Origin of the sequence: Brachybacterium fresconis, from assembly GCF_017876515.1 — a bacterium.
In the GTDB taxonomy this organism is placed as follows: Bacteria; Actinomycetota; Actinomycetes; order Actinomycetales; family Dermabacteraceae; genus Brachybacterium; species Brachybacterium fresconis.
The window spans coordinates 903,645-928,893 of the sequence record NZ_JAGIOC010000001.1 but is presented as its reverse complement, the minus strand read 5'-3'; the positions used below and the strand labels follow the sequence as shown (position 1 = coordinate 928,893).

The 25,249-nt window shown below is 69.6% G+C and carries 21 protein-coding genes and 3 tRNA genes; 18 read left to right on the top strand and 6 right to left on the bottom strand.

Annotated features, from left to right (window positions below):
* Positions 1–80 precede the first annotated feature (80 nt).
* From JOF44_RS04295 to JOF44_RS04260, 8 genes are all read left to right on the top strand, one after another.
* Positions 81–3,734 (top strand): nitrate reductase subunit alpha, encoded by a 3,654-nt coding sequence (locus JOF44_RS04295; protein ID WP_377785226.1) that lies wholly within the window; start codon positions 81–83, stop codon positions 3,732–3,734.
* A 37-nt stretch (positions 3,735–3,771) separates the two neighbouring features.
* A complete protein-coding gene (narH, locus tag JOF44_RS04290; RefSeq protein WP_209887797.1) occupies positions 3,772–5,409 on the top strand; it encodes a nitrate reductase subunit beta in 1,638 nt (545 codons plus the stop codon).
* A 110-nt stretch (positions 5,410–5,519) separates the two neighbouring features.
* Complete coding sequence (gene narJ, locus JOF44_RS04285; RefSeq protein WP_245348846.1) at positions 5,520–6,242, top strand: nitrate reductase molybdenum cofactor assembly chaperone; 723 nt, start codon at positions 5,520–5,522, stop codon at positions 6,240–6,242.
* Positions 6,239–6,970, top strand: a complete 732-nt coding sequence (narI, locus tag JOF44_RS04280; protein WP_209887793.1) for a respiratory nitrate reductase subunit gamma — start codon at positions 6,239–6,241, stop codon at positions 6,968–6,970. The genes narJ and narI overlap by 4 nt, the downstream gene beginning before the upstream one ends.
* Positions 6,970–7,251, top strand: a complete 282-nt coding sequence (locus tag JOF44_RS04275) for a DUF6457 domain-containing protein (RefSeq protein ID WP_209887790.1) — start codon at positions 6,970–6,972, stop codon at positions 7,249–7,251. Before narI ends, JOF44_RS04275 begins: the two co-directional genes overlap by 1 nt.
* A gap of 77 nt (positions 7,252–7,328) precedes the next feature.
* Complete coding sequence (locus tag JOF44_RS04270; RefSeq protein WP_209887787.1) at positions 7,329–7,628, top strand: hypothetical protein; 300 nt, start codon at positions 7,329–7,331, stop codon at positions 7,626–7,628.
* Positions 7,629–7,737: 109 nt separating this feature from the next.
* Positions 7,738–8,766 carry a trypsin-like serine peptidase gene (locus JOF44_RS04265; protein ID WP_342591661.1) on the top strand — a complete coding sequence of 343 codons (1,029 nt, stop codon included), beginning with the start codon at positions 7,738–7,740 and terminating at the stop codon, positions 8,764–8,766.
* A 176-nt stretch (positions 8,767–8,942) separates the two neighbouring features.
* Positions 8,943–9,194 (top strand): hypothetical protein, encoded by a 252-nt coding sequence (locus JOF44_RS04260; protein WP_209887784.1) that lies wholly within the window; start codon positions 8,943–8,945, stop codon positions 9,192–9,194.
* A 151-nt stretch (positions 9,195–9,345) separates the two neighbouring features.
* Here the strand turns inward: JOF44_RS04260 and JOF44_RS04255 are convergent, their stop codons facing one another.
* The 4 genes from JOF44_RS04255 to JOF44_RS04240 form a co-directional block, all read right to left on the bottom strand.
* Positions 9,346–11,904 carry a DEAD/DEAH box helicase gene (locus JOF44_RS04255; protein ID WP_209887782.1) on the bottom strand — a complete coding sequence of 853 codons (2,559 nt, stop codon included), beginning with the start codon at positions 11,902–11,904 and terminating at the stop codon, positions 9,346–9,348.
* A 52-nt stretch (positions 11,905–11,956) separates the two neighbouring features.
* A complete protein-coding gene (locus JOF44_RS04250) occupies positions 11,957–13,330 on the bottom strand; it encodes a GntP family permease (RefSeq protein WP_209887779.1) in 1,374 nt (457 codons plus the stop codon).
* A 166-nt stretch (positions 13,331–13,496) separates the two neighbouring features.
* The gene (locus JOF44_RS04245) at positions 13,497–14,036 is read right to left on the bottom strand and encodes a PH domain-containing protein (protein ID WP_209887776.1); all 540 of its coding nucleotides are present in this window, start codon (positions 14,034–14,036) and stop codon (positions 13,497–13,499) included.
* Positions 14,033–15,004: a 3-methyladenine DNA glycosylase gene (locus JOF44_RS04240; protein ID WP_209887773.1), complete on the bottom strand. Its 972-nt coding sequence runs from the start codon at positions 15,002–15,004 to the stop codon at positions 14,033–14,035. The genes JOF44_RS04245 and JOF44_RS04240 overlap by 4 nt, the downstream gene beginning before the upstream one ends.
* A 195-nt stretch (positions 15,005–15,199) precedes the next feature.
* Between JOF44_RS04240 and JOF44_RS04235 the strand changes: the two genes are divergently transcribed.
* A complete protein-coding gene (locus tag JOF44_RS04235; protein WP_209887770.1) occupies positions 15,200–15,742 on the top strand; it encodes a DUF2199 domain-containing protein in 543 nt (180 codons plus the stop codon).
* Positions 15,743–15,814: 72 nt separating this feature from the next.
* Here the strand turns inward: JOF44_RS04235 and JOF44_RS04230 are convergent, their stop codons facing one another.
* Positions 15,815–16,855, bottom strand: coding sequence for an LLM class flavin-dependent oxidoreductase (locus JOF44_RS04230; RefSeq protein WP_209887768.1), 1,041 nt, complete (start codon positions 16,853–16,855; stop codon positions 15,815–15,817).
* A 166-nt stretch (positions 16,856–17,021) separates the two neighbouring features.
* Between JOF44_RS04230 and JOF44_RS04225 the strand changes: the two genes are divergently transcribed.
* The 6 genes from JOF44_RS04225 to JOF44_RS04200 all read left to right on the top strand — a co-directional run bounded on the left by JOF44_RS04225 (position 17,022) and on the right by JOF44_RS04200 (position 20,772).
* A complete protein-coding gene (locus tag JOF44_RS04225; RefSeq protein ID WP_209887766.1) occupies positions 17,022–17,807 on the top strand; it encodes a fumarylacetoacetate hydrolase family protein in 786 nt (261 codons plus the stop codon).
* A 49-nt stretch (positions 17,808–17,856) separates the two neighbouring features.
* A complete protein-coding gene (gene gltX, locus JOF44_RS04220) occupies positions 17,857–19,386 on the top strand; it encodes a glutamate--tRNA ligase (protein ID WP_209887764.1) in 1,530 nt (509 codons plus the stop codon).
* A 184-nt stretch (positions 19,387–19,570) separates the two neighbouring features.
* A tRNA-Gln gene (locus tag JOF44_RS04215) sits at positions 19,571–19,642 on the top strand.
* Positions 19,643–19,676: 34 nt separating this feature from the next.
* Positions 19,677–19,749, top strand: a tRNA-Glu gene (locus tag JOF44_RS04210).
* Between the two features lie 29 nt (positions 19,750–19,778).
* A tRNA-Glu gene (locus JOF44_RS04205) sits at positions 19,779–19,851 on the top strand.
* 81 nt (positions 19,852–19,932) lie between these two features.
* Positions 19,933–20,772, top strand: coding sequence for a universal stress protein (locus JOF44_RS04200; protein WP_209887762.1), 840 nt, complete (start codon positions 19,933–19,935; stop codon positions 20,770–20,772).
* A gap of 73 nt (positions 20,773–20,845) precedes the next feature.
* Here JOF44_RS04200 and JOF44_RS04195 read toward each other — a convergent pair whose 3' ends face one another.
* The gene (locus tag JOF44_RS04195; protein ID WP_209887760.1) at positions 20,846–21,580 is read right to left on the bottom strand and encodes an IclR family transcriptional regulator; all 735 of its coding nucleotides are present in this window, start codon (positions 21,578–21,580) and stop codon (positions 20,846–20,848) included.
* A gap of 164 nt (positions 21,581–21,744) precedes the next feature.
* On the opposite strand from JOF44_RS04195, the gene leuC reads away from it, so the two are divergent.
* The 3 genes from leuC (at position 21,745) to murA (ending at position 25,249) form a co-directional block, all read left to right on the top strand.
* Positions 21,745–23,184 (top strand): 3-isopropylmalate dehydratase large subunit, encoded by a 1,440-nt coding sequence (gene leuC / locus JOF44_RS04190; RefSeq protein ID WP_209887758.1) that lies wholly within the window; start codon positions 21,745–21,747, stop codon positions 23,182–23,184.
* Positions 23,185–23,198: 14 nt separating this feature from the next.
* A complete protein-coding gene (leuD, locus tag JOF44_RS04185; protein ID WP_209887755.1) occupies positions 23,199–23,813 on the top strand; it encodes a 3-isopropylmalate dehydratase small subunit in 615 nt (204 codons plus the stop codon).
* A 119-nt stretch (positions 23,814–23,932) separates the two neighbouring features.
* Entirely contained in the window at positions 23,933–25,249 is a 1,317-nt protein-coding gene (murA, locus tag JOF44_RS04180) for a UDP-N-acetylglucosamine 1-carboxyvinyltransferase (RefSeq protein ID WP_209887752.1), read from the top strand.

Here is a 25,249-nt window from a genome sequence, read left to right as displayed (position 1 = left end):
ACCAGCAGCGGAAGGACCAGCAGCAGACAGCACCCGGCATCGACTCCCCGCTGTTCGACGCCCTCATCGGCACCCGGAAGATGTTCACCCGCTCGCAGAAGATCACCGAGGACAACCGCGAGATCCATCGGGTCGGCGGGCGCAGCGGCGACTCGTTCTACCGCGAGCGCTGGAGCCACGACAAGGTGGTGCGCTCCACCCACGGCGTGAACTGCACCGGGTCCTGCTCCTGGAAGGTCTACGTGAAGGACGGCGTGATCACCTGGGAATCGCAGGAGACGGACTACCCCACGGCCGGACCGGACAAGCCCGAGTACGAGCCGCGCGGCTGCCCCCGCGGCGCCTCGTTCTCCTGGTACACCTACTCGCCGACCCGGGTGCGCTACCCCTACGTGCGCTCGGAGCTGCTGCGGCTGTTCCGTGAGGAGAAGGCGAAGGCCCCCGGTCACGATCCCGTCGAGGCGTGGAAGGCGATCGTCTCCGATCCCGAGAAGGCCATGCGCTACAAGCGGGCGCGCGGCAAGGGCGGCCTCGTGCGCGCCTCCTGGGACGAGGCGGTCGATCTGATCTCCGCCGCGTACGTCCACACCGTCGCCGAGCACGGCCCGGACCGCGCCACCGGGTTCTCCCCGATCCCGGCGATGAGCCAGGTCTCGTTCTCCTCCGGAGCCCGTTTCCACCAGCTCATCGGCAGCCCGATGCTCTCCTTCTACGACTGGTACGCCGATCTGCCGCCCGCCTCCCCGCAGGTCTTCGGCGACCAGACCGACGTCCCGGAGTCCGGGGACTGGTGGAACGCCTCCTACCTCATGATGTGGGGATCGAACGTCCCCCTGACCCGCACCCCCGATGCGCACTGGATGACCGAGGCCCGCTACCGCGGGCAGAAGGTGATCGCGGTGGCACCGGACTACGCGGAGAACGTCAAGTTCGCCGACGAATGGCTCGCCCCGCACCCCGGCACGGACGCCGCGCTGGCGATGGCGATGGGCCACACGATCCTGCGCGAGTTCTACGTCGATCGCCGCGAGCCCTACTTCGACGCCTACTCGAAGCAGTACACCGACCTGCCCTTCCTGGTCCAGCTGGAGCGGCGCGGAGACGGTTCCCTGGTTCCGGGCAAGTTCCTGGTCGCCAGCGAGGCGGGGGAGCACCGCACCGCCGAGGCGGCCACCGAGCACGCGGACTTCAAGCCGATGCTGCTGGACGCGGCCACCGGCGAGATCGCCGCCCCGAACGGCACCCTCGGGCATCGCTTCTCCGCCGACGGCGAGGGCCGCTGGAACCTCGAGCTCGGCGACCTCGACCCCGCTCTGAGCCTGCTGGGCCATCACGAGGGCGTCGCCGAGGTGCTGCTGCCGCGCTTCGACACCGCCGGGCAGGGCGGCCGCGGCGACGTGTCGCGCGGGGTGCCCGTGCGAACGATCGACGGCCGTGTCGTCACTACCGTGTTCGATCTGCTGCTGGCCGAGTACGGAGTAGGGCGGGAGGGTCTGCCCGGCAGCTGGGCCAGCGGCCTCGACGATGTCGACGCCCTGTACACCCCGGCCTGGCAGGAGACCATCACCGGGGTGCCCGGCCAGGCCGCGGCGCGCATCGCCCGCGAGTTCGCCCAGAACGCGGTCGACTCCAAGGGCCGGTCGATGATCATCATGGGCGCCGGCACCAACCACTGGTTCCATTCCGACACCATCTACCGCTCCTTCCTCACGCTCACCAATCTCTGCGGCACCCAGGGGGTGGGCGGCGGGGGCTGGGCCCACTACGTCGGCCAGGAGAAGGTGCGCCCCATCACCGGCTGGTCCCACCTGGCCAACGCCCTGGACTGGTCGCGCCCGCCGCGGCAGATGTGCCAGACCACCTACTGGTACATGCACGCCGACCAGTGGCGGTACGACCGCTTCGGGGCGGACACCCTCGCCGCGACCACCGGGGCCGGTTCCTTCGCGGGCATGACCACCGCGGACGCCATCGCGCTGTCGCAGCGGCTGGGCTGGCAGCCTTTCTTCCCGCAGTTCGACATCAGCTCCCTGGACGTCGCCGACCGTGCTGCGGAAGCAGGACGGGAGACCGTGCCGTGGCTGGTGGACGCCCTCCAGGACGGCACCGTCACCTTCGCGGCCGAGGACCCGGACGCCCCGGAGAACTTCCCGCGGATCTGGTCCATCTGGAGGGCCAACACCCTGGGCTCCTCCGCCAAGGGGGACCAGTACTTCTTCCGCCACCTGCTCGGTGTGGACTCCTCCGCTACGGAGGAGGAGACCCCGGAGCAGTTCCGGCCGCGGGACGTGCGCTGGCGGGACGAGGCGCCGATCGGCAAGGTGGACCTGCTGCTCACCCTCGACTTCCGGATGACCAGCCACACGCTGCACTCCGACGTGGTGCTGCCGGCCTCGACGTGGTACGAGAAGCACGATCTGTCCACCACCGACATGCACCCCTTCATCCACTCCTTCAACCCGGCCATCTCCAACCCGTGGGAGTCCCGCACCGACTGGGAGGCCTGGTCGGCGATCGCCGAGCGCTTCAGCGAGCTCGCCGAGACTCACCTGGGCACCCGGAAGGATGTTGTCGCGCTGGCGCTGCAGCACGACTCGCCGAGCGCGATGGCGACCCCGCACGGACAGGTGCGGGACTGGAAGAAGGGCGAGTGCGAGGCCGTCCCGGGCCTGACGATGCCCGACCTGGTGGAGGTCGAGCGCGACTACACCCAGATCCATGCCAAGTACTCCTCGGCCGGCCCGCTGCTGGAGTCCCAGGGCATGACCACCAAGGGACTCACCTACGACGTCACCGAGTTCGTCGCCGAGCTGGGCGAGATCAACGGAGTCCACCGCACGGGGCCCGCGGCGGGCCGGCCCCGATTGGAGACGGACCTGCAGGCCTGCGAGTTCATCCTGAGCCTGTCCGGCACCACGAACGGCCGCATGGCCACGCAGGGCTTCAGGACCCTCGAGAAACGCACCGGTGTGCGCATGCACGATCTCGCGGCCGAGCACGAGGGCAAGAACGTGCGCTTCGCCGACACCAAGGCGGCCCCGGTCCCCGTGATCACGAGCCCCGAATGGTCGGGCTCCGAGAGCGGAGGGAGGCGCTACAGCCCCTTCACCATCAACGTCGAGCGCAAGAAGCCCTGGCACACCCTCACGGGGCGACAGCACTTCTACCTCGACCACGACTGGATGCTGGAGATGGGAGAGGCCCTGCCGGTCTTCCGCCCGCCGCTGGACATGACGGCCCTGTTCGGCGAGCAGGCCCCGGGCGCCACCGACGGCACCTCGATCTCCGTGCGCTACCTGACGCCCCACAACAAGTGGGCGATCCATTCGATGTACCAGGAAAACTTCTTCATGATGAACCTGTCCCGGGGCGGGCAGAACATCTGGATGAGCGTCGAGGACGCCGAGGCCGTCGGGATCACCGACAACGACTGGGTCGAGGCCGTCAACCGCAACGGCGTCGTCTCCGCCCGCGCGGTGGTCAGCCACCGGATGCCGAAGGGCACGGCGTTCATGCACCACGGGCAGGAGCGCACCGTCAACGTGCCGCGGACGGAGCGCGACGGCAAGCGCGGCGGGATCACCAATTCGCTGACGAGGATCATGATCAAGCCCTCGCACCTGATCGGCGGATACGCGCAGCTGTCCTTCGCCTTCAACTACTACGGCCCGACCGGGAACCAGCGCGACGAAGTCACGATGATCCGCAAGCGCACCGCGCCCGTCGAGTACTGAGCCCAGCCCGACGAACACAGAGCGAAGGAGAGCCGCGATGAGAGTCATGGCACAGATGTCGATGGTGATGAACCTCGACAAGTGCATCGGCTGCCACACCTGCTCGGTGACCTGCAAGCAGGCCTGGACCAACCGTTCCGGGACCGAGTACATGTGGTTCAACAACGTCGAGACCCGGCCCGGCCAGGGGTACCCCCGCGGGTACGAGGACCAGGAGAAGTGGAAGGGTGGGTGGGAGCTCGGCAGGAACGGACGGCTCAAGCTGAAGGCCGGCGGGCGCATCACCAAGCTGCTGCAGCTGTTCTCCAATCCGAGGCTTCCCGGCATCGAGGACTACTACGAGCCGTGGACCTACGAGTACGACAACCTGCTGCATGCGCCGGCCCAGCAGGACACGATCCCGACCGCGCCCCCGAAGTCGCTGATTACTGGGGAGCGCACCGATATCCAGTGGTCCGGGAACTGGGACGACGACCTCGGCGGCACCTACCTGCACAAGGATAAGGACCCGATGCTCAAGGGCATCGAGGAGAAGGTGCAGTTCGAGTTCGACGAGACCTTCATGTTCTACCTGCCGCGCATCTGCGAGCACTGCCTGAACCCCACCTGCGTCGCCTCCTGCCCCTCCGGCGCGATCTACAAGCGGGAGGAGGACGGCATCGTCCTGGTGGACCAGGACACCTGCCGCGGCTGGCGCATGTGCGTCACCGGCTGCCCGTACAAGAAGATCTACTTCAACCACCGCACCGGCAAGGCCGAGAAGTGCACCTTCTGCTACCCCCGCATCGAGCAGGGGGAGCCGACCGTCTGCGCCGAGACCTGCGTGGGACGCCTGCGCTACATCGGACTGGTCCTGTACGACGCCGACCGCGTCACGGAGGCGGCGTCGACGACCGACGAGAAGGACCTCTACGTCGCCCAGCGCGACATCATCCTCGACCCCCACGATCCCGAGGTGATCCGGGGCGCCGAGGAGGGCGGGATCCCGCACGACTGGATCATGGCCGCCCAGAAGTCCCCGACATACCGGCTGATCAAGGACTACGAGGTGGCCCTGCCGCTGCACCCGGAGTACCGCACCATGCCGATGGTCTGGTACATCCCGCCGCTGTCGCCGGTGGTGGACGTGGTGCGCGACACCGGCTACGACGCGGAGGACGCCGACAGCCTGTTCGCCGCCATCGACGCCCTGCGCATCCCGGTGGAGTATCTCGCGAACCTGTTCACCGCGGGGGACGTCCCCACGGTCGAGCGGGTCCTCTACCGGATGGCGGCCATGCGCTCCTACATGCGCGACATCAACCTCGAGCGGGAGCCTAAGGAAGGGATCGCCAACGCCGTCGGCATGGACGGCGAGACGATGCAGGAGATGTACCGCCTGCTGGCGATCGCGAAGTACGACGAGCGCTACGTGATCCCCGTGGGGCATCACGAATCGGCCCACGACCTCGAGGCGACCGGCACCGAGTGCCCGCTGGACGCTCCCGGCGGCCCCGGCATGAACATGTCCCTGCCGGAGGAGTCGATGGGGATGTCGGGTCCCGGCTACGCCACCAAGCGTCAGGAGAACGGCCCGGTGGACCGTCCCGAGGGCGTGCGCATCAACCTCCTGAACTGGGACGGGAAGGGTCGGCCCGATGGACTGTTCCCGCAGACGTCCGGGGGGAGGGCCTGATGGGCACCCTGGCTCGGCTCCTCACCCGGCGCGGGGACGCCGGTGCGGGGCCGACGGCGTCCGCTCCCCGGCGAGCACGTGGGCCCCTGGGTCTGCTGCATGCCTCGGGGATGACCACGGAGCAGCTGCGGGTGACCTGGATCGCCGTGTCCTGGCTGCTGACCTACCCCCATCCGGAGACCATCGAGCGCTTCGGGACCGTCCGATCGCTCGCGGCGTCGATCCCGGAGCCGGCGCGCGACGGCGTGCTCGGGACCCTGGAGGCGCTCACGGGGCGGGATGCGGTCGCCGTCCAGGAGGACTACGTCGACACCTTCGACACGCGGCGCCGCGGATGCCTGCACCTGACGTACTTCAGCCACGGGGACACCCGCCGGCGCGGTATGGCGCTGCTGCGCATCAAGCAGGACTTCCGCACCGCCGGTCTGGAGATCGGTGATGACGAGCTGCCGGACCACCTGCCCGTGGTCCTGGAATTCGCCGCCGGGCATGATGCCGAGCGCGGCGCGAAGATCCTGCGGGCGAACCGTCCCGGGGTGGAGCTGCTGCGCCTGCATCTCGCGGACATCTCCTCGCCCTGGCACGGGGCGCTCGTGGCCCTGTGCGCGACGCTTCCGCCGCTGGACGCGGAGGACAGGGCCGCGGTGCTGAAGCTCGCGGAGGAGGGTCCGGAGGAGGAGACCGTCGGGCTGGACGGCTACGGCCTGGACGGCGACGCCGCGGACCAGGCGGCGCGGACCGCCGCCGCCTCGTCCCCACCGGATTCCTGCGGATCCCACGCGGCGGCGCCCGGTCCGGTGCCGGTGGACCTGATGAGAGGACGACCCTCATGAACGACGTGACGACGCTCCAGCTGCTGCTGTGGGTGGTCTACCCCTACATGGTGCTCGCCGTGTTCGTCCTCGGACACGTGTGGCGCTTCAAGGCGGATCGCTTCGGATGGACGACGCGGTCCAGCCAGCTGTACGAGTCCAAGCTGCTGTCCATCGGCTCGCCGATGTTCCACTACGGGATCATCGGGATCTTCCTCGGGCACGTGGCGGGCCTCGCCGTCCCCAAGTCGTGGACACGGTTCCTGGGGATCTCCGACCACGTGTACCACCTGATGGCGATCACGATCGGGCTGGCGGCGGCCGTGGCCTGCGTCGGCGGGTTGATGATCCTGCTGTACCGCCGACGCACCAACCGGCGCGTGTTCGGCGCGACCACGCCCGGGGACAAGCTCATGTACCTGCTGCTGGCGCTGACGATCGTCTTCGGCGTGCTCGCCACGGTCGTGCACACCGCCTTCGGCACCTACGACTACCGCGAGGGCGTCTCGATCTGGTTCCGCAACTTCTGGACGATGCGGCCCACCACCGATCTCATGTCCCAGGCCCCGATCTTCTTCCAGCTGCACGTCCTGTCCGCCCTGACGCTGTTCGCGATCTGGCCCTTCACGCGTCTGGTGCACGTGTTCGCGGCACCGCTGGGCTACCTGACCCGCCCGTACATCCTCTACCGCAGCAAGGACCCCCGCCGCGAGGCGGAGCGTCGCGGCTGGGAGAAGGTGAAGTTCTGATGGCGTCCAAGCCCCCGGTGACCCTCCAGAGCGACTGGGAGACCACGCTGCTGCCCTGGCTGCGGCGCGTGGCGGACGAGCTGGACGTCGGCGGCGTCGCCCTCGACGTCGACCGCGTCCATGAGATGACGGGCGTGGTGGCGGAGGGCGTGCAGCGTTCCATGGCTCCGATCTCCGCCTTCCTGGTCGGGGCCGCGGTCGCGCGCGGTGCCGAGCTCGAGGACGCCTGTCGCATGGTCGAGCAGGTCACCTCCGCGGACGCGGCGTCCGTCGGCATCTGACGCAGAAGCCGATCCCTGATGCAGAAGCCGGTGGAGAATAGTTCGCAGATGGAGTTCGCAGACGGAGGAGGGCCCTGATGACCGCACGCCGCTCCGAGGATCCGGCCGGGCGGGACAGCAGTCGGGACGGGTCCGCCGCGGCCGCCTATTGGACGCCGACACGCCGTCGGGAGGCGCGTCCCGCCCAGATCCGGAAGGACCCGCCGTCGTCGCGCGGCCCGGTCGATGGCGCGCAGGACGTACCCGTGCGACCGGCGGCGGAACCGGAGGAAGCCACCACCAGCAGCGATGCTCCCGGCGCCGGGACAGCTGAGGAGGGGGCCGAGGAGAGAGGGGATGACTCCGGGCCGGACGCGGAGGGCTCCGCTCAGAAGTGACCGATCGGTCATCTGTTGCGGCGGACCTCTGGTGTGAACGGGATCACCATGCGTAGGGTGGCGCCGCGGTTCCCGACCGCTCCCGTTCCCCCTCCGAAAGGACTCCACGGTGATCCCCTCTCCGGAATCCCAGGACGCTCATCCGTCCCTGCCCGGCCTCCTCACCCGGTGTGCGCGCACCGCGGGCGGCATCGCGTTCGCCGGGGCGCTGGCGCTCGGCGGTGCGGGAGTGGCCGCGGCCGACCCGTCGGACGACGGCGACCTCGAGACGACCACTCTGTCCTCCTCCGCTCAGGACGACGCCACGCAGTACTGGACCGCGGAGCGCATGGAGTCGGCGAGCCCGGCCGCCGAGCTCGTGGCCGATGAGGAGGTCGCCGACGGGCAGGTCGAGAGCTCGGCGACCGAGAGCATCTCCGCCGTCGCCGCGGACCCTCAGGTCCGCGCCGAGTCGCAGGAGGCCTCCGGCCGGAGCGCTGAGGCCGGGACCGCGGCCGCAGGCACCGACCATGTCGGCAAGGTCTTCTTCACCGTCGGCGGCACCGACTACGTGTGCTCCGGCAATGCGGTGGCCTCCGGCAACGGTTCGACCGTCTCGACCGCCGGGCACTGCGTCAACAGCGCCGGGACCTGGGCGGACAACTGGGTCTTCGCCCCGGGGTACGACGAGGGCTCGACCCCCTACGGGCTGTGGGGCGCCTCGGACCTGTACGCCACGGATCAGTGGGTCGACGCCGAGGACATGAACTATGACATCGCCTTCGCGGTCGTCGAGCCCGAGAGCGGCTCGGCGAACCTGACCGACGCGGTGGGCGGCTCCGGCATCGAGTTCAACACTCGGCGCGGAGCGCTGTACACCTCCTACGGCTACCCCGCGGCGGCTCCCTTCGACGGTGAGAGCCTCGAGCAGTGCCAGGGGGTCGGCTCCGACGACACGATCGGCGGGACCGACGACCAGGCCATCGACTGCGACATGACCGGCGGCTCCTCCGGCGGCCCCTGGTTCGTGGGCGAGGACGCCTCCGGCTACCAGATCTCGGTCAACAGCTTCGGGTACAGGACGCAGCCGGACGTCATGTACGGCCCCTATCTCGGCGATGTCGCCCAGGACATCTACGAGGCCGCGGCGGTCGCCTGACGTCGCCGGGCAGCCCGCGTCGCGGCCGGTTCCCCGACGGGTGTCGGTCGCGGTTCGGGTCGGAAGTGACCGGCAGGTCGGAAGTACTGGTGCAAACCAGACAAGTGTGGGTATTCTCGTCGGAGATAGTGCTGGATCCGATCCCAGTTCTGTGAAAGGTGCCGATGATGACCCCCATGAGCGACACGACGTCCTCCCATCCCTCCACCCCGACCTGGATGCGCCGCGGAGTGCGCGTCCTCGGTGGTGCTGCCCTCGCCGCCGGGCTGAGCTTCGCCGGTGCTGGAATGGCCTCGGCCGTCGAGGTGAACCCCCAGTTCGTGGAGGTGAACCCACAGTTCGTGGAGGTGAACCCCCAGTTCGTGGAGGTGAACCCGCAGTTCGTGGAGGTGAACCCCCAGATCTGGGGCAATCCGCAGGGGCGGTGACCCCGCAGGCCGCCTGAACACGTCGGCCTGAGACAGCAGGAGGACGGCGCCCGCTGGGCACCGTCCTCCTGTGCTGTCCGGGCTGGGCGCCGGGACCGGGCGCCGATGCCGGGCTCCGGGTGCCACCCGCCGGGGTGAGGCCCCGGACGGCTCAGCGGTCGGCGATGTCGCCGACGTGGACGATGGTGAGGACCGGCTCCCCGGCCTCGTCGGTGGCCTCGAGGTCGAGCTCCGCCTCGATCGCCCAGTCGTGATTGCCCTCCGGGTCGGCGAGCACCTGACGGATCCGCCAGAGCTTCGACTCCTCCGTGATCTGCAACAGCTGCGGTGAGCGTGCCGGGCCGTCGATGCCCACGTCGTCATAGGAGTCGTAGTAGGCGTCCATCGCCTCCGCCCACGCCGGACGATCCCAGCCGGAGTCCCCGTCCAGCTCGGCCAGACGCTGCTCGCGTTCGAAGGCGAAGTGCTCCACGCGCTGCCACATGGCTGCGCGCACCATGGTGCGCAGCACCTTGGTCTGCGCGGACAGCCCGCGGGGGGAGCTCGGGCGGATCTCGCTGGCTCCGTCGGTCTCCGCGTCCTCGGGATGCGAGAGCGCCTCCCACTCGTCCAGCAGGGAGGAGTCGATGCCGCGCACCAGCACCCCGAGCCATTCGATGAGGTCCTCGAGCTCCTCGGTGCGCAGGTCCTGGGGGATCGTGCGCCGCAGCGCCTGGTAGGCGTCGGAGAGATACCGCAGCACGATGCCCTCGGAGCGCTGCAGCCCGTAGCGCTGGACGAACTCGGAGAAGGTCTGGCCGGTCTCGTGGATCTCCCGGACCACCGACTTGGGGGAGAGGTCCTCGACCCGCACCCACGGACGGGTCTTCGCATAGATCTCCAGAGCGGCCTCCAGATCATCCTCGAGCGGCTTGGGCCAGGTGACCTCGTCGAGCTGGGCCATGCGCTCGGTGTACTCGACGCCGTCGGCCTTCAGCTCGGCCAGCAGCTCGCCCTTGGCGGCATTCTGCTGCGCCATCAGGATCTGGCGCGGGTCCTCGAGGATCGCCTCGATGATCGAGACGGTGTCCATCGTCAGCGACTCCGACTCCTCGTCGAGGGTGTCGATCATCGCGATCGCGAAGGGTGCCAGCGGCTGGTTCATCGTGAAGTCCAGCTGGAGATCCTCGACCAGCGCGAGCCGTCGGCCGAGGTGGTCGGGCTCGGGCAGCACCTCGATGATCTCGGCGTCCCGCAGCCCCTTGAGGATCGCCAGCGCATCCTTGACCAGCGCCAGCTTCTGGGTGCGGGTCTGGTGGCTGGTCATGATCAGGTGGCGCCCCGCGGCGATGGCGTCACCGGGCCGGGAGATCAGCGCCAGCTCCATGCCCGCGGTGATCTTCAGATGGGGGCGCAGGGACTCGGGAGCGTTCTCGACCAGCTTGGTCATGTTGGCCTCGGACCAGGTCACCGCGCCGTCGGGGATCTTGGGCTTGGGCTCTTTCTTGCGCTTCTTGGCGTTGTTGGAGACCTTCCCGGCCTCCTCCCGGGCCCGGAGCTTGGCCCGCTCCCGCTCGAGATCGATGGTCCAGGTCGGCGCCTGGACGACGACGTGGCCGATCGTGTCGAATCCGGCGCGGCCCGCACGGCCGGCGATCTGGTGGAACTCGCGGGCGTTCAGCAGGCGGGTCCTGGAGCCGTCGAACTTCGCGAGTCCCGTCAGCAGTACCGTGCGGATGGGCACGTTGATGCCGACGCCGAGCGTGTCGGTGCCGCAGATGATCTTCAGCAGCCCGGACTGGGCCAGCTTCTCGACCAGGCGCCGGTACTTCGGCAGCATCCCGGCGTGATGGACGCCGATGCCCTCGCGGACGAGCTTGGACAGGATCTGTCCGAACCCGCGGGAGAAGCGGAAGTCTCCGATGATCTCCCGGATCTGCACCTTCTCCTCGGCGGTGAGGACCTTCTGGGCGAGCAGCGCCTGAGCCTGCTCCAGGGCGTCCTTCTGGGTGAAGTGGACGATGTAGACCGGGGCGTCGCGATCCTGCAGGATCGTCGTGATCGTCTCCGGCAAGGGCTCGAGCGACCAGCGGAAGTCCAGGGGCACCGGGCGGGGGGCGTCGTCGATGACGCTGACGGCGCGTTCCGTCCTCTGCTCCAGGTCCTCGACGAAGAAGGACACGTCCCCGAGGGTCGCGCTCATCAGCACGAACTGGCAGTCGAGCAGCTCGACGAGCGGTACCTGCCAGGCCCAACCGCGCTGGGAGTCCCCGTAGAAGTGGAACTCGTCCATCACCGCCAGGCCGACGTCCGAGGTGGGGCCGTCGCGCAGGGCATGGTTGGCGAAGATCTCGGCGGTGCACACGATGATCGGTGCATCGTGATTCACGCTCGAGTCCCCGGTCATCATGCCCACGTTCTCGGCGCCGAACTGCGCGACGAGGTCGAAGAACTTCTCGGAGACCAGCGCCTTGATCGGCGCGGTGTAGTACGAGCGCTGGCCGCGGGCCATGGCGGCGAAGAGCGCGGAGTAGGCGATCGTGGTCTTCCCGGACCCGGTGGGGGTCGCAGCGATCACGTGGTCGCCGGCCGCGATCGCCAGCAGCGCCTCTTCCTGGTGCGGGTACAGGGTGCGGCCGACGGACTCCTGGGCGTCCATGAAGCCGTCGACGATCGCATCCTGTCCGTCGGCGGAGGCGGTCTCGGGCAGGAACGGCGTCAGGATCGGCATGGGACCAGTCTGCCAGGGGGAGGCGATGATCCGGCCGTGAGGAGTGCCGTGATCAGGCGAGAAGGCCCACCACCATCACCAGGGGGAGGGATATGACGGAGCCGAGGGCGGTGACCAGGGTGAGCGTCTTCAGGGTGCCCTGGGTGCTCAGCCCGACCAGTGACTTGAACATCCAGAAGAAGTTGCTGTTGACCTGGAGGGCGAACATGGCGCCGGAGGCCACGGCCAGTCCGATCGCAATGGGGGAGACGTCGATCGAGCCGAGGACCGGCCCGATGATGCCGGCCGCGGCGATCGCCGCCACGGAGACGGATCCGATCGCGAGGTGGAGCACCGCGGCGATCACCCAGGCCAGCAGGATGCTCACGAGCACCGGGGCTCCGGCGTCGGCGGTGAACAGGCCGGCCAGGATCTCATCGAGGCCGGTCTCCGCGATGACGGCGCCCAGCGATCCACCGATCCCCGTGATCAGCAGGATCTCGCCGGTGGTGTGGAAGCCCTCGCCGAGCGCGCGGTTCGTGCCCTCGGACCCCAGGGCGCGGCGGCACAGCAGATAGGCGCCGAGCAGGCCGACGAAGAGCGCGATGTTCGCGTCGCCGAGGAACGAGATGGCATCGTGGGTGACGCCGAACAGCTTGGCGAAGGCCCCGCCGCCGATCATCAGCAGCGGCACCAGGATCGGCAGGAGGCACACCACCAGCGGCGGCGTCGTGCTCCGCTGCTTCTCCGGCGGCTCCGTCCCCTCGCCGTCCTCCTCACTGCGGGCCTCCTCGCCGGGAGCGACCGTCTTCTCGACGGGCTCGTCGACGGCCGGCCTCCAGAAGCCGCTGCGGAGGATCTGGCGGAACACCAAGGTGGTGAGAATCGCGGTCAGCGGCCCGAGGACGATGCCGTAGAGGATCCAGGTGCCCAGCGGGATGCCCATGAGGCCGGCGATGGAGACGGCGGCCAGCCCCGGCACCACGAAGACGTAGCCAGCGAAGATCCCGGTCCCCAGCGCTCCGGCCATGAGCGGCAGTCCCCGTCGCCCGATCATCGGACCCGCCGAGCGCACCACCGGGGCGGCCAGGACGACCTGCACATCCACGTAGATCGCCGGGAACACGGTCGACATCGCCGCCGTCAGGGCGTAGGGCAGTCGACGCCCGCCGACGCCGTCGACGAGCAGGGTCACCATCTTCTGGAACGCCCCCATCGCGTGGAGCAGGGAGCCGATGAGGACCCCGAAGCCGATCAGCAGACCGACCTCGGCCATGATGTCGCCGAACCCGCCCGTGATCGCCGTGACGGTGCCGGTGAAGCCGACTCCGGTGGCGAGGCCGAGGTAGAGCGAGCCGATGATCAGGGCGATCACCGGGTCGACCTTCGCCCTGAGGATGAGGGCCACGATCCCGACGATGGCGATCGTGGTGTGGAGGATGAGCACCGAGCGCTCCTGTTCTCTCGTGAAGCGACGGGACGACGGTGCCCCGGCGCGATGACCACCACAGTGTGGAGCACGGGGGCGGGCGCTCACGGGAGGCGGACGAAATCAGTCGGATTCGTCGAAAATGTCCTCTGACATGCGGATCCGTGTCGCGCCGGCGCGGCGATCAGTGGGAGAACTCTCCGCGCAGGAATCGCCGGTGGGCGTCGATCGCGATGCGGGTGGGCAGCTGCGGGATCCGCGGGTCCCGGGCCGTCGCGTCGTACGGCTCACCGCGGAAGATGAGGTTCTGATGCGCCGTGATGATCGGGACGATGCAGGTGCCGTCGGCCGTGACGATGGAGGTGGCGCGACGCCAGTACCAGTGCCCGCTGGTCTCGACGCGCATGACCTGCTCCCAGGGGACCCGGTGGTCGCGCAGAAAGCCGCGCACCTCGATCCCCTTCGTGGTCACTGACATCAGCATGCGCAGGCTGCGCACCCCGGAGGCGAGCAGGAGCACGAGGAACGCTGCGCCGAGCATGAGGACGAGCCCTGCCACGACGTACCCCACGACGGACTCCGCAACGGCGAACGACAGCACGGTGACGAGGGCGAACGTGCCGAGAAGCATCATGGCGGCGAGGCAGAGTGCGACCGCCTGACAGATCCGCAGCCAGAGCAGGTACTGCGCGGTGTAGAGCACCTGCCCCCGGTCCCCACTCATCCGGCGGTGCCGTCGATCAGCGGCGCGAGGACGTCCAGGAGCTGAGCGCGCAGCACGTCGGCCCTCTCGGTCAGAGCCCGCTGCCGGCGCACGTACTCGGCCTTCCCCGACGCCGTCTCGATCGGGACCATCCCGTAGCCGAGGTCCCGCACGTCGTAGGGGCTCGCCTCCATATCCAGCACCCGCGTCTCCCGGGCGTGCTCGAAGCAGTCCAGCACCAGAGCCGAGGGCACCAGAGGGGTCAGCTTCATCGCCCACTTGTACAGATCCATGCCCACATGCAGACACGCGGGGTTGTCGAACTCGACCTGCCGCTCACGGGTGGGCTGCAGGGCATTGCGCGGAGCGGCCGTCGGCGTGAAGAAGCGGAAGGCGTCCAGGTGCGAGCACACCAGCTTCTCCCGCTCGACGACGGCATCGGTCTCGCTCTGCGAGAGCCGCAGCGGCAGATCCTCGTGGCGCTGCTGGCCAGGGCGGAGCCGGTGGACCATCGCCCACTCGTGCAGCCCGAAGCAGCCGAACTGCGGCCGGCGGCTGCCGAGTGCGGACGCCGAGAGCAGCCGCGTCATGAACGACAGGGCGTCGGCGCGCTCGCGCCGGTACCGCTCGACATCCGCCCGCCGCGCGATCACCCGGTGCCCGGTGGACGTTCCCGCGGGAACGTCCCGGTACCAGGAGCGGTGCCCTGCGGCGTCGAGGTCGGTGATGACCGGTCCTCCGTGCGCATCGAGGTCGGCCGCCGCGTCGTAGGCGACCTCCCACCCCGGATGCCAGCGGCGCAGCTTCGCGGGGGAGAAGGGGTAGTAGGTGAACAGGAAGTCCTCGACCGGATGCTTCTCGCCCCGGGCCTTGCGCTCGCGATGACCCGCGGTCAGGGCGTCGGCCCGCTGCTCGTGCGCCTGCCGTGCTCGGGTGGCCTTCTGGGCGGAGACCAGGTGCGGTTCAGCGGTGAGGGTCGAGGTGCTCACGGCGGCCTCCTGGCGCAGGTCGAGGTAGGGCACGATCCGTCGATCGGCCCGACCCATCCTACGAGGCGGGCCGTCCTTCCTCCTCAGCGGCTGCGCGTCCACAGCGGGGCCGCGCGCCGAGCGCCCGCGACTCCTGCATCCCTACGGTGAGGCGCATCAGAGAGTGACCGCCGTGACCGGTGAGGAGCATCAGAGATGGCCGGCATAGATTTCGACTGCGCGTACTGCGGGGAGCACCACCACGGCACCGACGGGAGCGCCGCCAGCCCGTGGCCGGCCCTCGGGTTCCACCGACCGGATCCGTACCTGGAGCTGGACACGCACGCCCGCCGCTTTCACGCCCGGACCACCGACGACCTGTGCCTGATCGAGCGGGGCGAGGGCATCGACTGTTTCCTGCGCGCGATCCTCTCCCTTCCGATCACGGGGGAGCAGATCACGCTCGAGTACGGGCCCTGGGCCGCCGTGAGCGAGGCCGGCTACCTCGACTATGCCGAACACTACGAGGACCCCGCGCACCGTGAGCACTATGCCGGACAGCTCGCCACCGCGATCCCGGGCTACGAGCAGCCGTTCGCGGTGCCCGTGCAGGTGATCACCCGTGGGCTGGAGCGGCCCCTCCTGGTGCCGGATTCGACCTTCGGCCATGCCCTGGTGCGCGACTTCTACGACGGGATCTCCCGCAGGGAGGCGGAGCTGCGCATCCGGTCGATGCTGCTGCCGGCGACCGAGGCGTGAGGCCCGGGCGGCGATCCTCACCCGCGGCCGAAGCGGGATCCGCCGTACTTGCGGTGCGCCGCCTGTCGGCGGTCACTCGGCCAGCAGTTCGCGCACCCGGGGGATCACCTCGGTGCCGTACAGGCGGATCGACTCCATGAGCTGCTCGTGCGGCATCGGGCCGCTGACGTACTTGAGGTCGAAGCGATCGATGCCGAGGTCACGGATCGTCGCGGCGATCTTCTGTGCCACGGTCTCGGGGCCGCCCACGTACAGGGCGCCGTGCTGCATCTCCGCGTCGAACTCATCGATGCCGGCCGGTCCCCAGCCGCGCTCGCGACCGATCTCGGTGCGGTTGTGGATCCAGTGCGGGGCCAGCTGCTCGCGCGCCGTGGCATCGTCCGCGGCGATGTGACCGGGGGAGTGCACGCCGACCGGCAGACGTGCGTGGCCGAGTTTCTCGGTCGCCTCGTGGAACAGCTCCACGTACGGGGCGAAGCGCTGGGCGGGCCCTCCGATGATCGCGAGCATCAGCGGGAAGCGGTATCGCGCCGCGCGCACCACCGAGTTGGGGCTGCCTCCGACGGCCACCCAGGTGGGCAGCGTCCGCTCCATCCGGGGGTACACCGACTGGCCCTTCAGAGGCGGGCGGATGCTGCCGGACCAGGTGACCGGATCCTGGGGGAGCACCGCCGCGAGCAGGTCCAGCTTCTCCTCGAACAGGGTCTCGTAGTCCTGCATCGCGAAGCCGAACAGCGGGAAGGACTCGGTGAACGAGCCCCGTCCGACCGTCAGCTCGGCGCGACCGTCCGAGAGCGCGTCCAGCGTCGAGAAGCGCTCGAAGACCCGGATCGGGTCGTCCGAGCTCAGCACGGTCACCGCGGTCCCGAGCGTGATGCGCTCGGTGCGGGTGGCCAGGCCCGCCAGCACCGTGTCGGGGGCGCTCACGGCGAAGTCGGGGCGGTGGTGCTCACCGATGGAGAAGTGGTCGACGCCCACGGCGTCGGCCAGCTCGCCCTGGGCCACGATGTCGCGGATCACCTGGGCGGCCGGCACCGGGTCGCCGGCGAGATCGACCGTGACGTCGCCGAAGGTGTCCAGGCCGAAGGTGGGGTGCTGGGGTGCGGTCGTCATGCTCTGGGGGACCTCCTGGTCGTCGGGATCCTCCCGAGTGGTTGAGGGTTCAAACATATGGGCTGATGTACGGCGTGTCCAGGACCGGGACGGTGGTCGACCTGCGTGCTGCCCGCCGGCGATGGGCAGGGGATGCGGAGCGGGACGACCGCTTAGACTGTCGACCATGCGTATTGCCCGATTCACCACCGGCGAAGATCCCATGTACGGCATCGTCCAGGAGAAGGACGGCCAGGACATGGTCTATGGGATCACCGGTGACCCCCTGTACACAGAGATCCGTCCGACCGGCACGATCGTCCCGCTCCAGGACGTCCGCCTGCTGGCTCCGGTCATCCCGCGCTCGAAGGTGGTGTGCGTCGGCCGCAACTACGCCGCGCACGCCGCGGAGATGGGCGGCGAGGTGCCCGATCAGGCGCTGTTCTTCCTCAAGCCCAACACGACCGTCGTGGGCCCCGGCGACCCGGTGGCGATCCCGCCGTACAGCCAGGAGGTCAGCCTCGAGGCCGAGCTCGCCGTGGTCATGAAGCGGATGGCCAAGGACATCTCCGCCGAGGAGGTGCCCGAGGCGGTCCTCGGGTACACCTGCGCGAACGACCTCACCGCCCGGGACTCCCAGCGCGCGGAGAACCAGTGGTTCCGCGCCAAGGCCTTCGACACCTCCTGCCCCATCGGACCCTGGATCGAGACGGACCTCGATGTCTCCGGCCCCTCCGGCCTGTCGATCTCTTCACGCGTCGACGGCGAGATCGCCCAGGACGGCTCCACCGCGGACATGGTCCGCTCGGTCGCCGAGCTGATCGCCGAGATCTCCACCGTCGTCACCCTGCTGCCCGGCGACCTGGTCCTGACCGGGACTCCTGCCGGCGTGCGCACCGTCGAGGCCGGATCGAGCATCGACATCACCATCGAGGGGATCGGCACGCTGACCAATCCCGTCGTGCGGCGCTGAGACGCCCCGCCCCGATCTGCCACCCCCTGCGACCCCAGGAGCACCCCGCGTGACCACCACCCCGAGCTCGACCTCCGCCGCCTCGCCCTCGCCCGGTGAGGTGCGGGTGCGCTTCTGCCCCAGCCCCACCGGCACTCCGCACGTGGGCATGGTGCGCACCGCCCTGTTCAACTGGGCGCACGCCCGCCACCACGGCGGCAAGCTCGTCTTCCGCATCGAGGACACCGACGCCGCGCGCGACAGCGAGGAGTCCTACGACCAGCTGTTGGAGGCGATGCGCTGGCTCGGAATCGACTGGGACGAAGGTGTCGAGGTCGGCGGGCCCGACGGCCCCTACCGCCAGTCCCAGCGCGCCGACATCTACCAGGAGGTCATCGCGAAGCTGAAGGAGGCCGGCCACATCTACGAGTCCTTCTCCACCGCGGAGGAGATCGCGCAGCGCCACCGCGATGCCGGAAGGGACCCCCAGCTCGGCTACGACGGCTACGACCGCGACCTCACCGAGGAGCAGAAGGCCTCCTACCGCGCCGAGGGCCGCGAGCCCACCTGGCGGCTGCGCATGCCCGAGGAGGACCTCTCCTTCACCGATCTGGTGCGCGGCGAGATCACCTTCAAGGCCGGCTCCACCCCGGACTTCGTGGTGGTGCGGGCGAACGGTCAGCCCCTGTACACGCTCGTCAACCCTGTCGACGACGCCCTCATGCGCATCACCCATGTGCTGCGCGGCGAGGACATCCTCTCCTCCACGCCCCGTCAGATCGCCCTGTACCGGGCGCTGATCGAGATCGGGGTCGCCGAGCACGTCCCCGAGTTCGGACACCTGCCCTACGTCATGGGCGAGGGCAGCAAGAAGCTCTCCAAGCGTGATCCCCAGGCGAACCTCTTCCACTACCGCGACCAGGGTTTCACCCCCGAGGGCATGGTCAACTACCTCGCCCTGCTGGGCTGGGGATACAGCGCCGACGAGGACATCTTCTCGCGCGAGCAGCTGGTGGAGCGCTTCACGGCCGAGGACGTGAACCCCAACCCCGCCCGCGTGGATCTGAAGAAGGCCACCGCGATCAACGCCGACCACATCCGTCTGCTGCCCGAGGCGGAGCTCGCCGAGCGCATGATCCCGTACCTCCAGCAGGCCGAGGTGCTGGGGGAGACCGTCACCGAGCAGCAGCGCTCCCTGGTCGCCGCCGCCACCCCGCTGGTCCAGACCCGCATGAACCTGCTCGGGGAGGCGGCGGACCTGCTGGGCTTCCTGTTCACCGCCGACGAGGACCTCGTCGTCACCGACGATGCCCTCAAGAAGCTCGGCGACGACCCTGTCGGCGTGCTCGAACGGGCGATCGACGAGGTCGCCGCACTGCCCGAGGTCTCCTTCACCGCCGGGGCTCTCGAGGCCGCCCTGCGGGAGGCGATCGTCGAGGACATGGGGATCAAGCCGCGGCTGGCCTTCGGACCGCTGCGCAGCGCCGTCTCCGGTCGCCGCATCTCCCCGCCGCTGTTCGAGTCCATGGAGCTGCTCGGGAAGCCCTCGAGCCTGGCGCGGCTGCGCGCGCTGCGCGACCGGCTCGCCAGCGGTTCCTGAGTGCTCCGGGCGCTGGGGGGCGAGGTGCTCAGCCTCACAGCGCCCAGGGGCCCTCTCGCTTTGTCATGGGCGGGATGACCCGGTAGAGTCTTACCTCGGTACGGCAACTGCGGATCAGTCCGAAAAGCCCTCGGGAACCACCGGGGAGCGATTCGGGAGAACCACGGAAAACGTACTGTCACCATGGGGTATGGTGTAATTGGCAACACAGCGGTTTCTGGTACCGTCGTTCTAGGTTCGAGTCCTGGTACCCCAGCTCTGCATGACGTCTCGGACGTCGTGCGGTCCGCGCCCCGTTCGTCTAGCGGCCCAGGACGCCGCCCTCTCACGGCGGTAACACCGGTTCAAATCCGGTACGGGGTACGACCACGAGAATCTCGATTCTCGTGCGGGCCCCGTTCGTCTAGCGGCCCAGGACGTCGCCCTCTCACGGCGGTAACACCGGTTCAAATCCGGTACGGGGTACGGACAGGAGTCGATGCCAGGGGCATCGGCTCCTTTTCTGTTTCTCCGCCCCGATGCCCTCGCGCGGAGTATCGTCGTGACATGACGCACCCCACACCGCAGTCGCCCCGGAGCACGACGCCGCGGATCACCGTGGGCGTCTTCGATGCCGATGAGTCCGACCTCGCCGTCCGCTGGGCGGCGCGCCACGCGCAGCGTGTCGGCGGCACCCTCCACCTGATCCACGCCTTCGTGTGGACCGAGCTCGACGTGAACACCGACCCGATCCCCGGGATGACCGGTTCCGGGATCCGCAACGCCGCCCACAGCCTGATCCACGACGCCCTGGAGATCGCGCGCGCCGACCATCCCGAGCTGCCGATCACCTCCGAGATCGTCGACGGCAGCGCCGTGCCCGTCCTGGTCGAGGCGAGCGCCGAATCCGATGTGATCGTGGTCGGCGGGCGGGGACTGGGTCGACTGCTGACCCTCATCGTGGGATCCAAGTCCCTCGCCCTGGCCGCCCGCTCGCACTGCCCGGTCGTCGTGGCGCGCGGGGATATCGAGCACGAGGGGCCGATCGGCCTGGTCCATCACGAGACGGCCGCCGAGGTCGTCACCCGTGCGGCGGACCTCGCCGAGGCCTACGAGCGGGACATCCATCTCGTGGTGCGCGCCGAGACCACCGCCGAGGAGGCCGAGGCGATCCGCGCCCGCACCGCGGAGCAGATCGCGCTGTCCCATCCCAGCATCGTGGTCTCCGACGTGACCATCGCCGCCTCGGGCACCGCCAAGGAATTGGTCCACGCCAGTGAGGACGCCTCGATCATGGTGGTCGCGGGGGAGCGGATCCATGGGCCGGACAAGCCGGTCGCCGCGCCGCGCCAGCTGGTCACGGTGCTCCGCTTCGCCAACACCCCGGTCTGGATCGAGCGCGAATGATCTGGCCGAGCGCTGCGCCGGGAGGGCGCTGACCCGAAGGCCGCTGTCCCGACGGGCGCTGCGGCTCGATGTCTCAGGCGCCGGCGCGGCGCAGCAGCTCCGTGAGGTGGTTCGCCGAGCTCATGACGGACGCGGCGTGCAGGCGGCCGGGCTGACGGGTGATGCGCTCGATCGGCCCCGAGATGCTCAGCGCTGCGACGACCCGGCCGTTGGGACCGCGCACCGGGGAGGAGACGGAGCCCACGCCCGGTTCCCGCTCCCCGATGGACTGCGCCCAGCCGCGGCGGCGCACCGCGGAGAGCTGCGTGGCGGTGAAGCGGGCGCCGAGCAGACCGCGGTGCAGCCGATCGGGCTCCTCCCAGGCCAGCAGGATCTGTGCCGCGGAGCCGGCCCGCATGGTCAGCGCCGACCCCAGCGGCACGGAGTCGCGCAGACCGATCGGACGCTCGGCGGCGGCCACGCAGATGCGGTGGTCGCCCTGACGGCGGTAGAGCTGGGCGGACTCGCCGGTGTGGTCCCGCAGGGCGGCCAGCACCGGGCCGGCGGCGGCCAGGAGCCGGTCCTCGCCCGCGGCGGCGGCCAGCTCACCCAGGCGCGGGCCCAGGATGAAGCGGCCCTGCATGTCCCGGGTGACCAGATGGTGGTACTCCAGCGCCACGGCCAGCCGATGTGCGGTGGGGCGGGCCAGGCCGGTCGACTGCACGAGTTGGGCCAGGGTCGCGGGCCCGGCCTCCAGGGCGCCGAGCACGACGGCCGCCTTGTCGAGCACACCGACGCCGCTGCCGTTCTCCTCCGAGGTCTTGTCCATGCTCCGATACTGCCGTCTTATTCAGTGAGACGCAAGTGCGCCGCATCGTGGACCGGCCCAGGATGGTGACGTGCTCGTACCCCGAGCGCGACGCAGCATGCAGATGTCCCGTACCGGGGCGTCGACGGCACGCGTCCCCACGAGGGGCGCAGGGAAGGATCGACATGGCGGGGACCCTCGCGGAGAAGGTGTGGGCGGACCACGTGGTGCGCCGCGGTGAGAACGGCGAACCGGACCTGCTGTACATCGACCTCCAGCTCCTGCACGAGGTGACCAGTCCGCAGGCCTTCGACGGGCTCCGCCAGGAGGGCCGCACCCCGCGCCGCCTGGACCAGACCCTGGCCACCGAGGACCACAACACGCCCACGATCGACATCGAGAAGCCGATCGCGGACATCACCTCGCGCACCCAGATCGACACGCTGCGGCGCAACGCGGAGGAGTTCGGCGTGCGCATCCACAGCCTCGGCGACAAGGACCAGGGCATCGTCCACGTGGTCGGCCCGCAGCTGGGGCTGACCATGCCCGGCATCACCGTCGTGTGCGGCGACTCCCACACCTCGACCCACGGCGCCTTCGGCGCGCTGGCCTTCGGCATCGGCACCAGCGAGGTCGAGCACGTGCTCGCCACCCAGACCCTGCCGATGACCCCGTTCAAGACCATGGCGGTCACCGTGAACGGGTCCTTGAAGCCGGGCGTGACCGCGAAGGACATCATCCTGGCGGTGATCGCGAGGATCGGCACCGGCGGCGGCGCGGGCTACGTGCTCGAGTACCGCGGCGAGGCGATCCGGGAGCTCTCGATGGAGGGCCGGATGACCATCTGCAACATGTCCATCGAGGCCGGCGCCCGCGCGGGCATGATCGCGCCCGACGAGACCACGGTCGAGTACGTCCGGGGTCGCCCCCACGCCCCGCAGGGTGCCGACTGGGACGAAGCGGTCGCCTCCTGGAAGGCGCTGCGCACCGAGGACGACGCGACCTTCGATTCCGAGGTCGTCATCGACGCCGACGAGCTCGAGCCCTTCGTCACCTGGGGCACCAACCCCGGTCAGGGCCTGCCGCTGTCGGCCGCCGTCCCCGCCCCCGAGGACTTCACCGACGACAGCTCCCGCAACGCGGCCGAGCGCGCCCTGGAGTACATGGACCTGGTGCCCGGCACCCGGCTGAAGGACATCAAGATCGACACGGTGTTCATGGGTTCGTGCACCAACGGCCGCATCGAGGATCTGCGCGCCTTCGCCTCCGTCCTGGAGGGCCGGCACAAGCACCCCGACGTGCGCGTCATGGTGGTGCCGGGCTCGGCCCGCGTGCGACTGCAGGCCGAGCAGGAGGGTCTGGACGAGGTGTTCGAAGCCTTCGGCGCCGAATGGCGCCAGGCCGGCTGCTCCATGTGCCTGGGCATGAATCCGGACCAGCTGGCCCCCGGTGAGCGCGCCGCCTCCACCTCCAACCGCAACTTCGAGGGGCGCCAGGGCAAGGGCGGGCGCACCCACCTGGTCTCGCCGGTGGTGGCCGCCGCCACCGCGGTGCGCGGCACGCTCTCGTCCCCGTCGGACCTCGGCTCGCCGACAGCGTCCTCCGACCTCCAGCCCGTCGCCTGATCAGGAGCACCCCGATGGAAGCCTTCACCACTCATACCGGCATCGGCGTGCCGCTGCGCCGCAGCAACGTCGACACCGATCAGATCATCCCGGCCGTCTACCTCAAGCGCGTCACCAAGACCGGCTTCGACGACGGACTGTTCCACGCCTGGCGCACGAACGACCCCGAGTTCGTGCTGAACCGCCCCGAGTACACGAAGGGGTCCGTGCTGGTCGCCGGCGCCGACTTCGGCACCGGCTCCTCCCGCGAGCACGCCGTCTGGGCGCTGCGCGACTACGGCTTCCAGGCCGTGCTCTCGACCCGCTTCGCGGAGATCTTCCGCGGCAACGCCGGCAAGCAGGGCCTGGTCGCGGGCGTGCTCACCCAGGACGACATCGAGCAGCTGTGGAAGATCCTCGAGGAGGCACCGGGCACCGAGGTGACCGTCGACCTCGAATCCCGCCAGGTGCACGCCGGCGATGCGACCTTCCGCTTCGAGCTCGACGACTACACGCGGTGGCGGCTGATGGAGGGCCTGGACGACATCGGGCTCACGCTGCGCCACGAGCAGATGATCACCGACTTCGAGCGGACCCGCCCGGCCTGGCTGCCCAAGACGCTGCCGGCCCGGACCGCCGACGCCCGCTGAGGCGGCCCCGGCAGGCCGTCGCGACGACCAGAGCCTGCGCGATGGCCGCAGGCCGCTCCGGTATGGTGAGCCGGTGGCAGCGGGCGTCCCGGGCGCCTGTCCAGCGAGGCAAGGACACTATGAGTTCCACATTCCACGTGCGCGGAGGACGGCCCCTGGACGGTGAGATCACCGTCCGCGGGGCGAAGAACCTCGTCTCCAAGGCGATGGTCGCGTCTCTGCTCGGGGAGGGCCCGAGCCTGCTCGAATCGGTCCCGGACATCAGCGATGTGCGGATCGTCTCCGAGCTCCTGGCGATCCACGGGGTCAAGGTCGAGCGCGACGTCGTCGGCGGCACGCTGCGGATGGACCCCTCGAACGTCGAGCGCGCGCATGTGGCGGACATCGACGCCCATGCCGGCAGCTCCCGCATCCCGATCCTGTTCTGCGGCCCACTGCTGCACCGCCTGGGGGAGGCGATCATCCCCGACCTCGGCGGCTGCCGGATCGGGGACCGCCCCATCAACTACCATCTCGACGTCCTGCGGAACTTCGGCGCCGTGGTCGACAAGCGCGAGATGGGCATCTACATCACCGCGCCCAACGGCCTGCACGGCACCAAGATCCACCTGGAGTACCCGAGCGTCGGCGCCACCGAGCAGGTGCTGCTGACCGCCGTCCGCGCCCAGGGCGTCACCGAGCTGACGAACGCCGCGGTCGAACCGGAGATCGAGGATCTCATCGCCGTCCTGCAGAAGATGGGTGCGCTCATCTCCCTGCAGACCGACCGCACCATCACCATCGAGGGCGTCGACCGGCTCGGCGGCTACGAGCACATGGCCCTGCCCGACCGCATCGAAGCCGCTTCCTGGGCGTGTGCGGCTCTGGTCACGCAGGGATCGGTGATGGTGCGCGGCGCTCAGCAGAAGCCGATGGCGACCTTCTTGAACACCTTCCGCAAGATCGGCGGCGGACTGGACATCACCGAGGCCGGGATCCGCTTCCACCACCCGGGCACGCCGCTGCGGGCGATCGCGGTCGAGACCGATGTCCACCCGGGACTGATGACCGACTGGCAGCAGCCGCTGGTGGTGGCGCTGACCCAGGCCGACGGCATCTCCATCGTCCACGAGACGGTGTACGAGAACCGTCTGGGCTTCACCTCCGCGCTGAACGACATGGGCGCCCACACCCAGGTCTACCGGGAATGCCTGGGCGGATCGAGCTGCCGCTTCGGACGCAGCAACTACAACCACTCCGCCGTGATCTCCGGGCCCAAGACCCTCCGCGGCGCGGACATCACGGTTCCGGATCTGCGGGGCGGCTTCTCCTACCTGATCGCGGCGCTCGGCGCCGAGGGGGTCTCGACCATCCGCGGCATCGATCTCATCGACCGCGGGTACGAGTCCTTCCGCGAGAAGCTCGACGCGCTCGGCGCCGAGTACTGGGAGGACTGA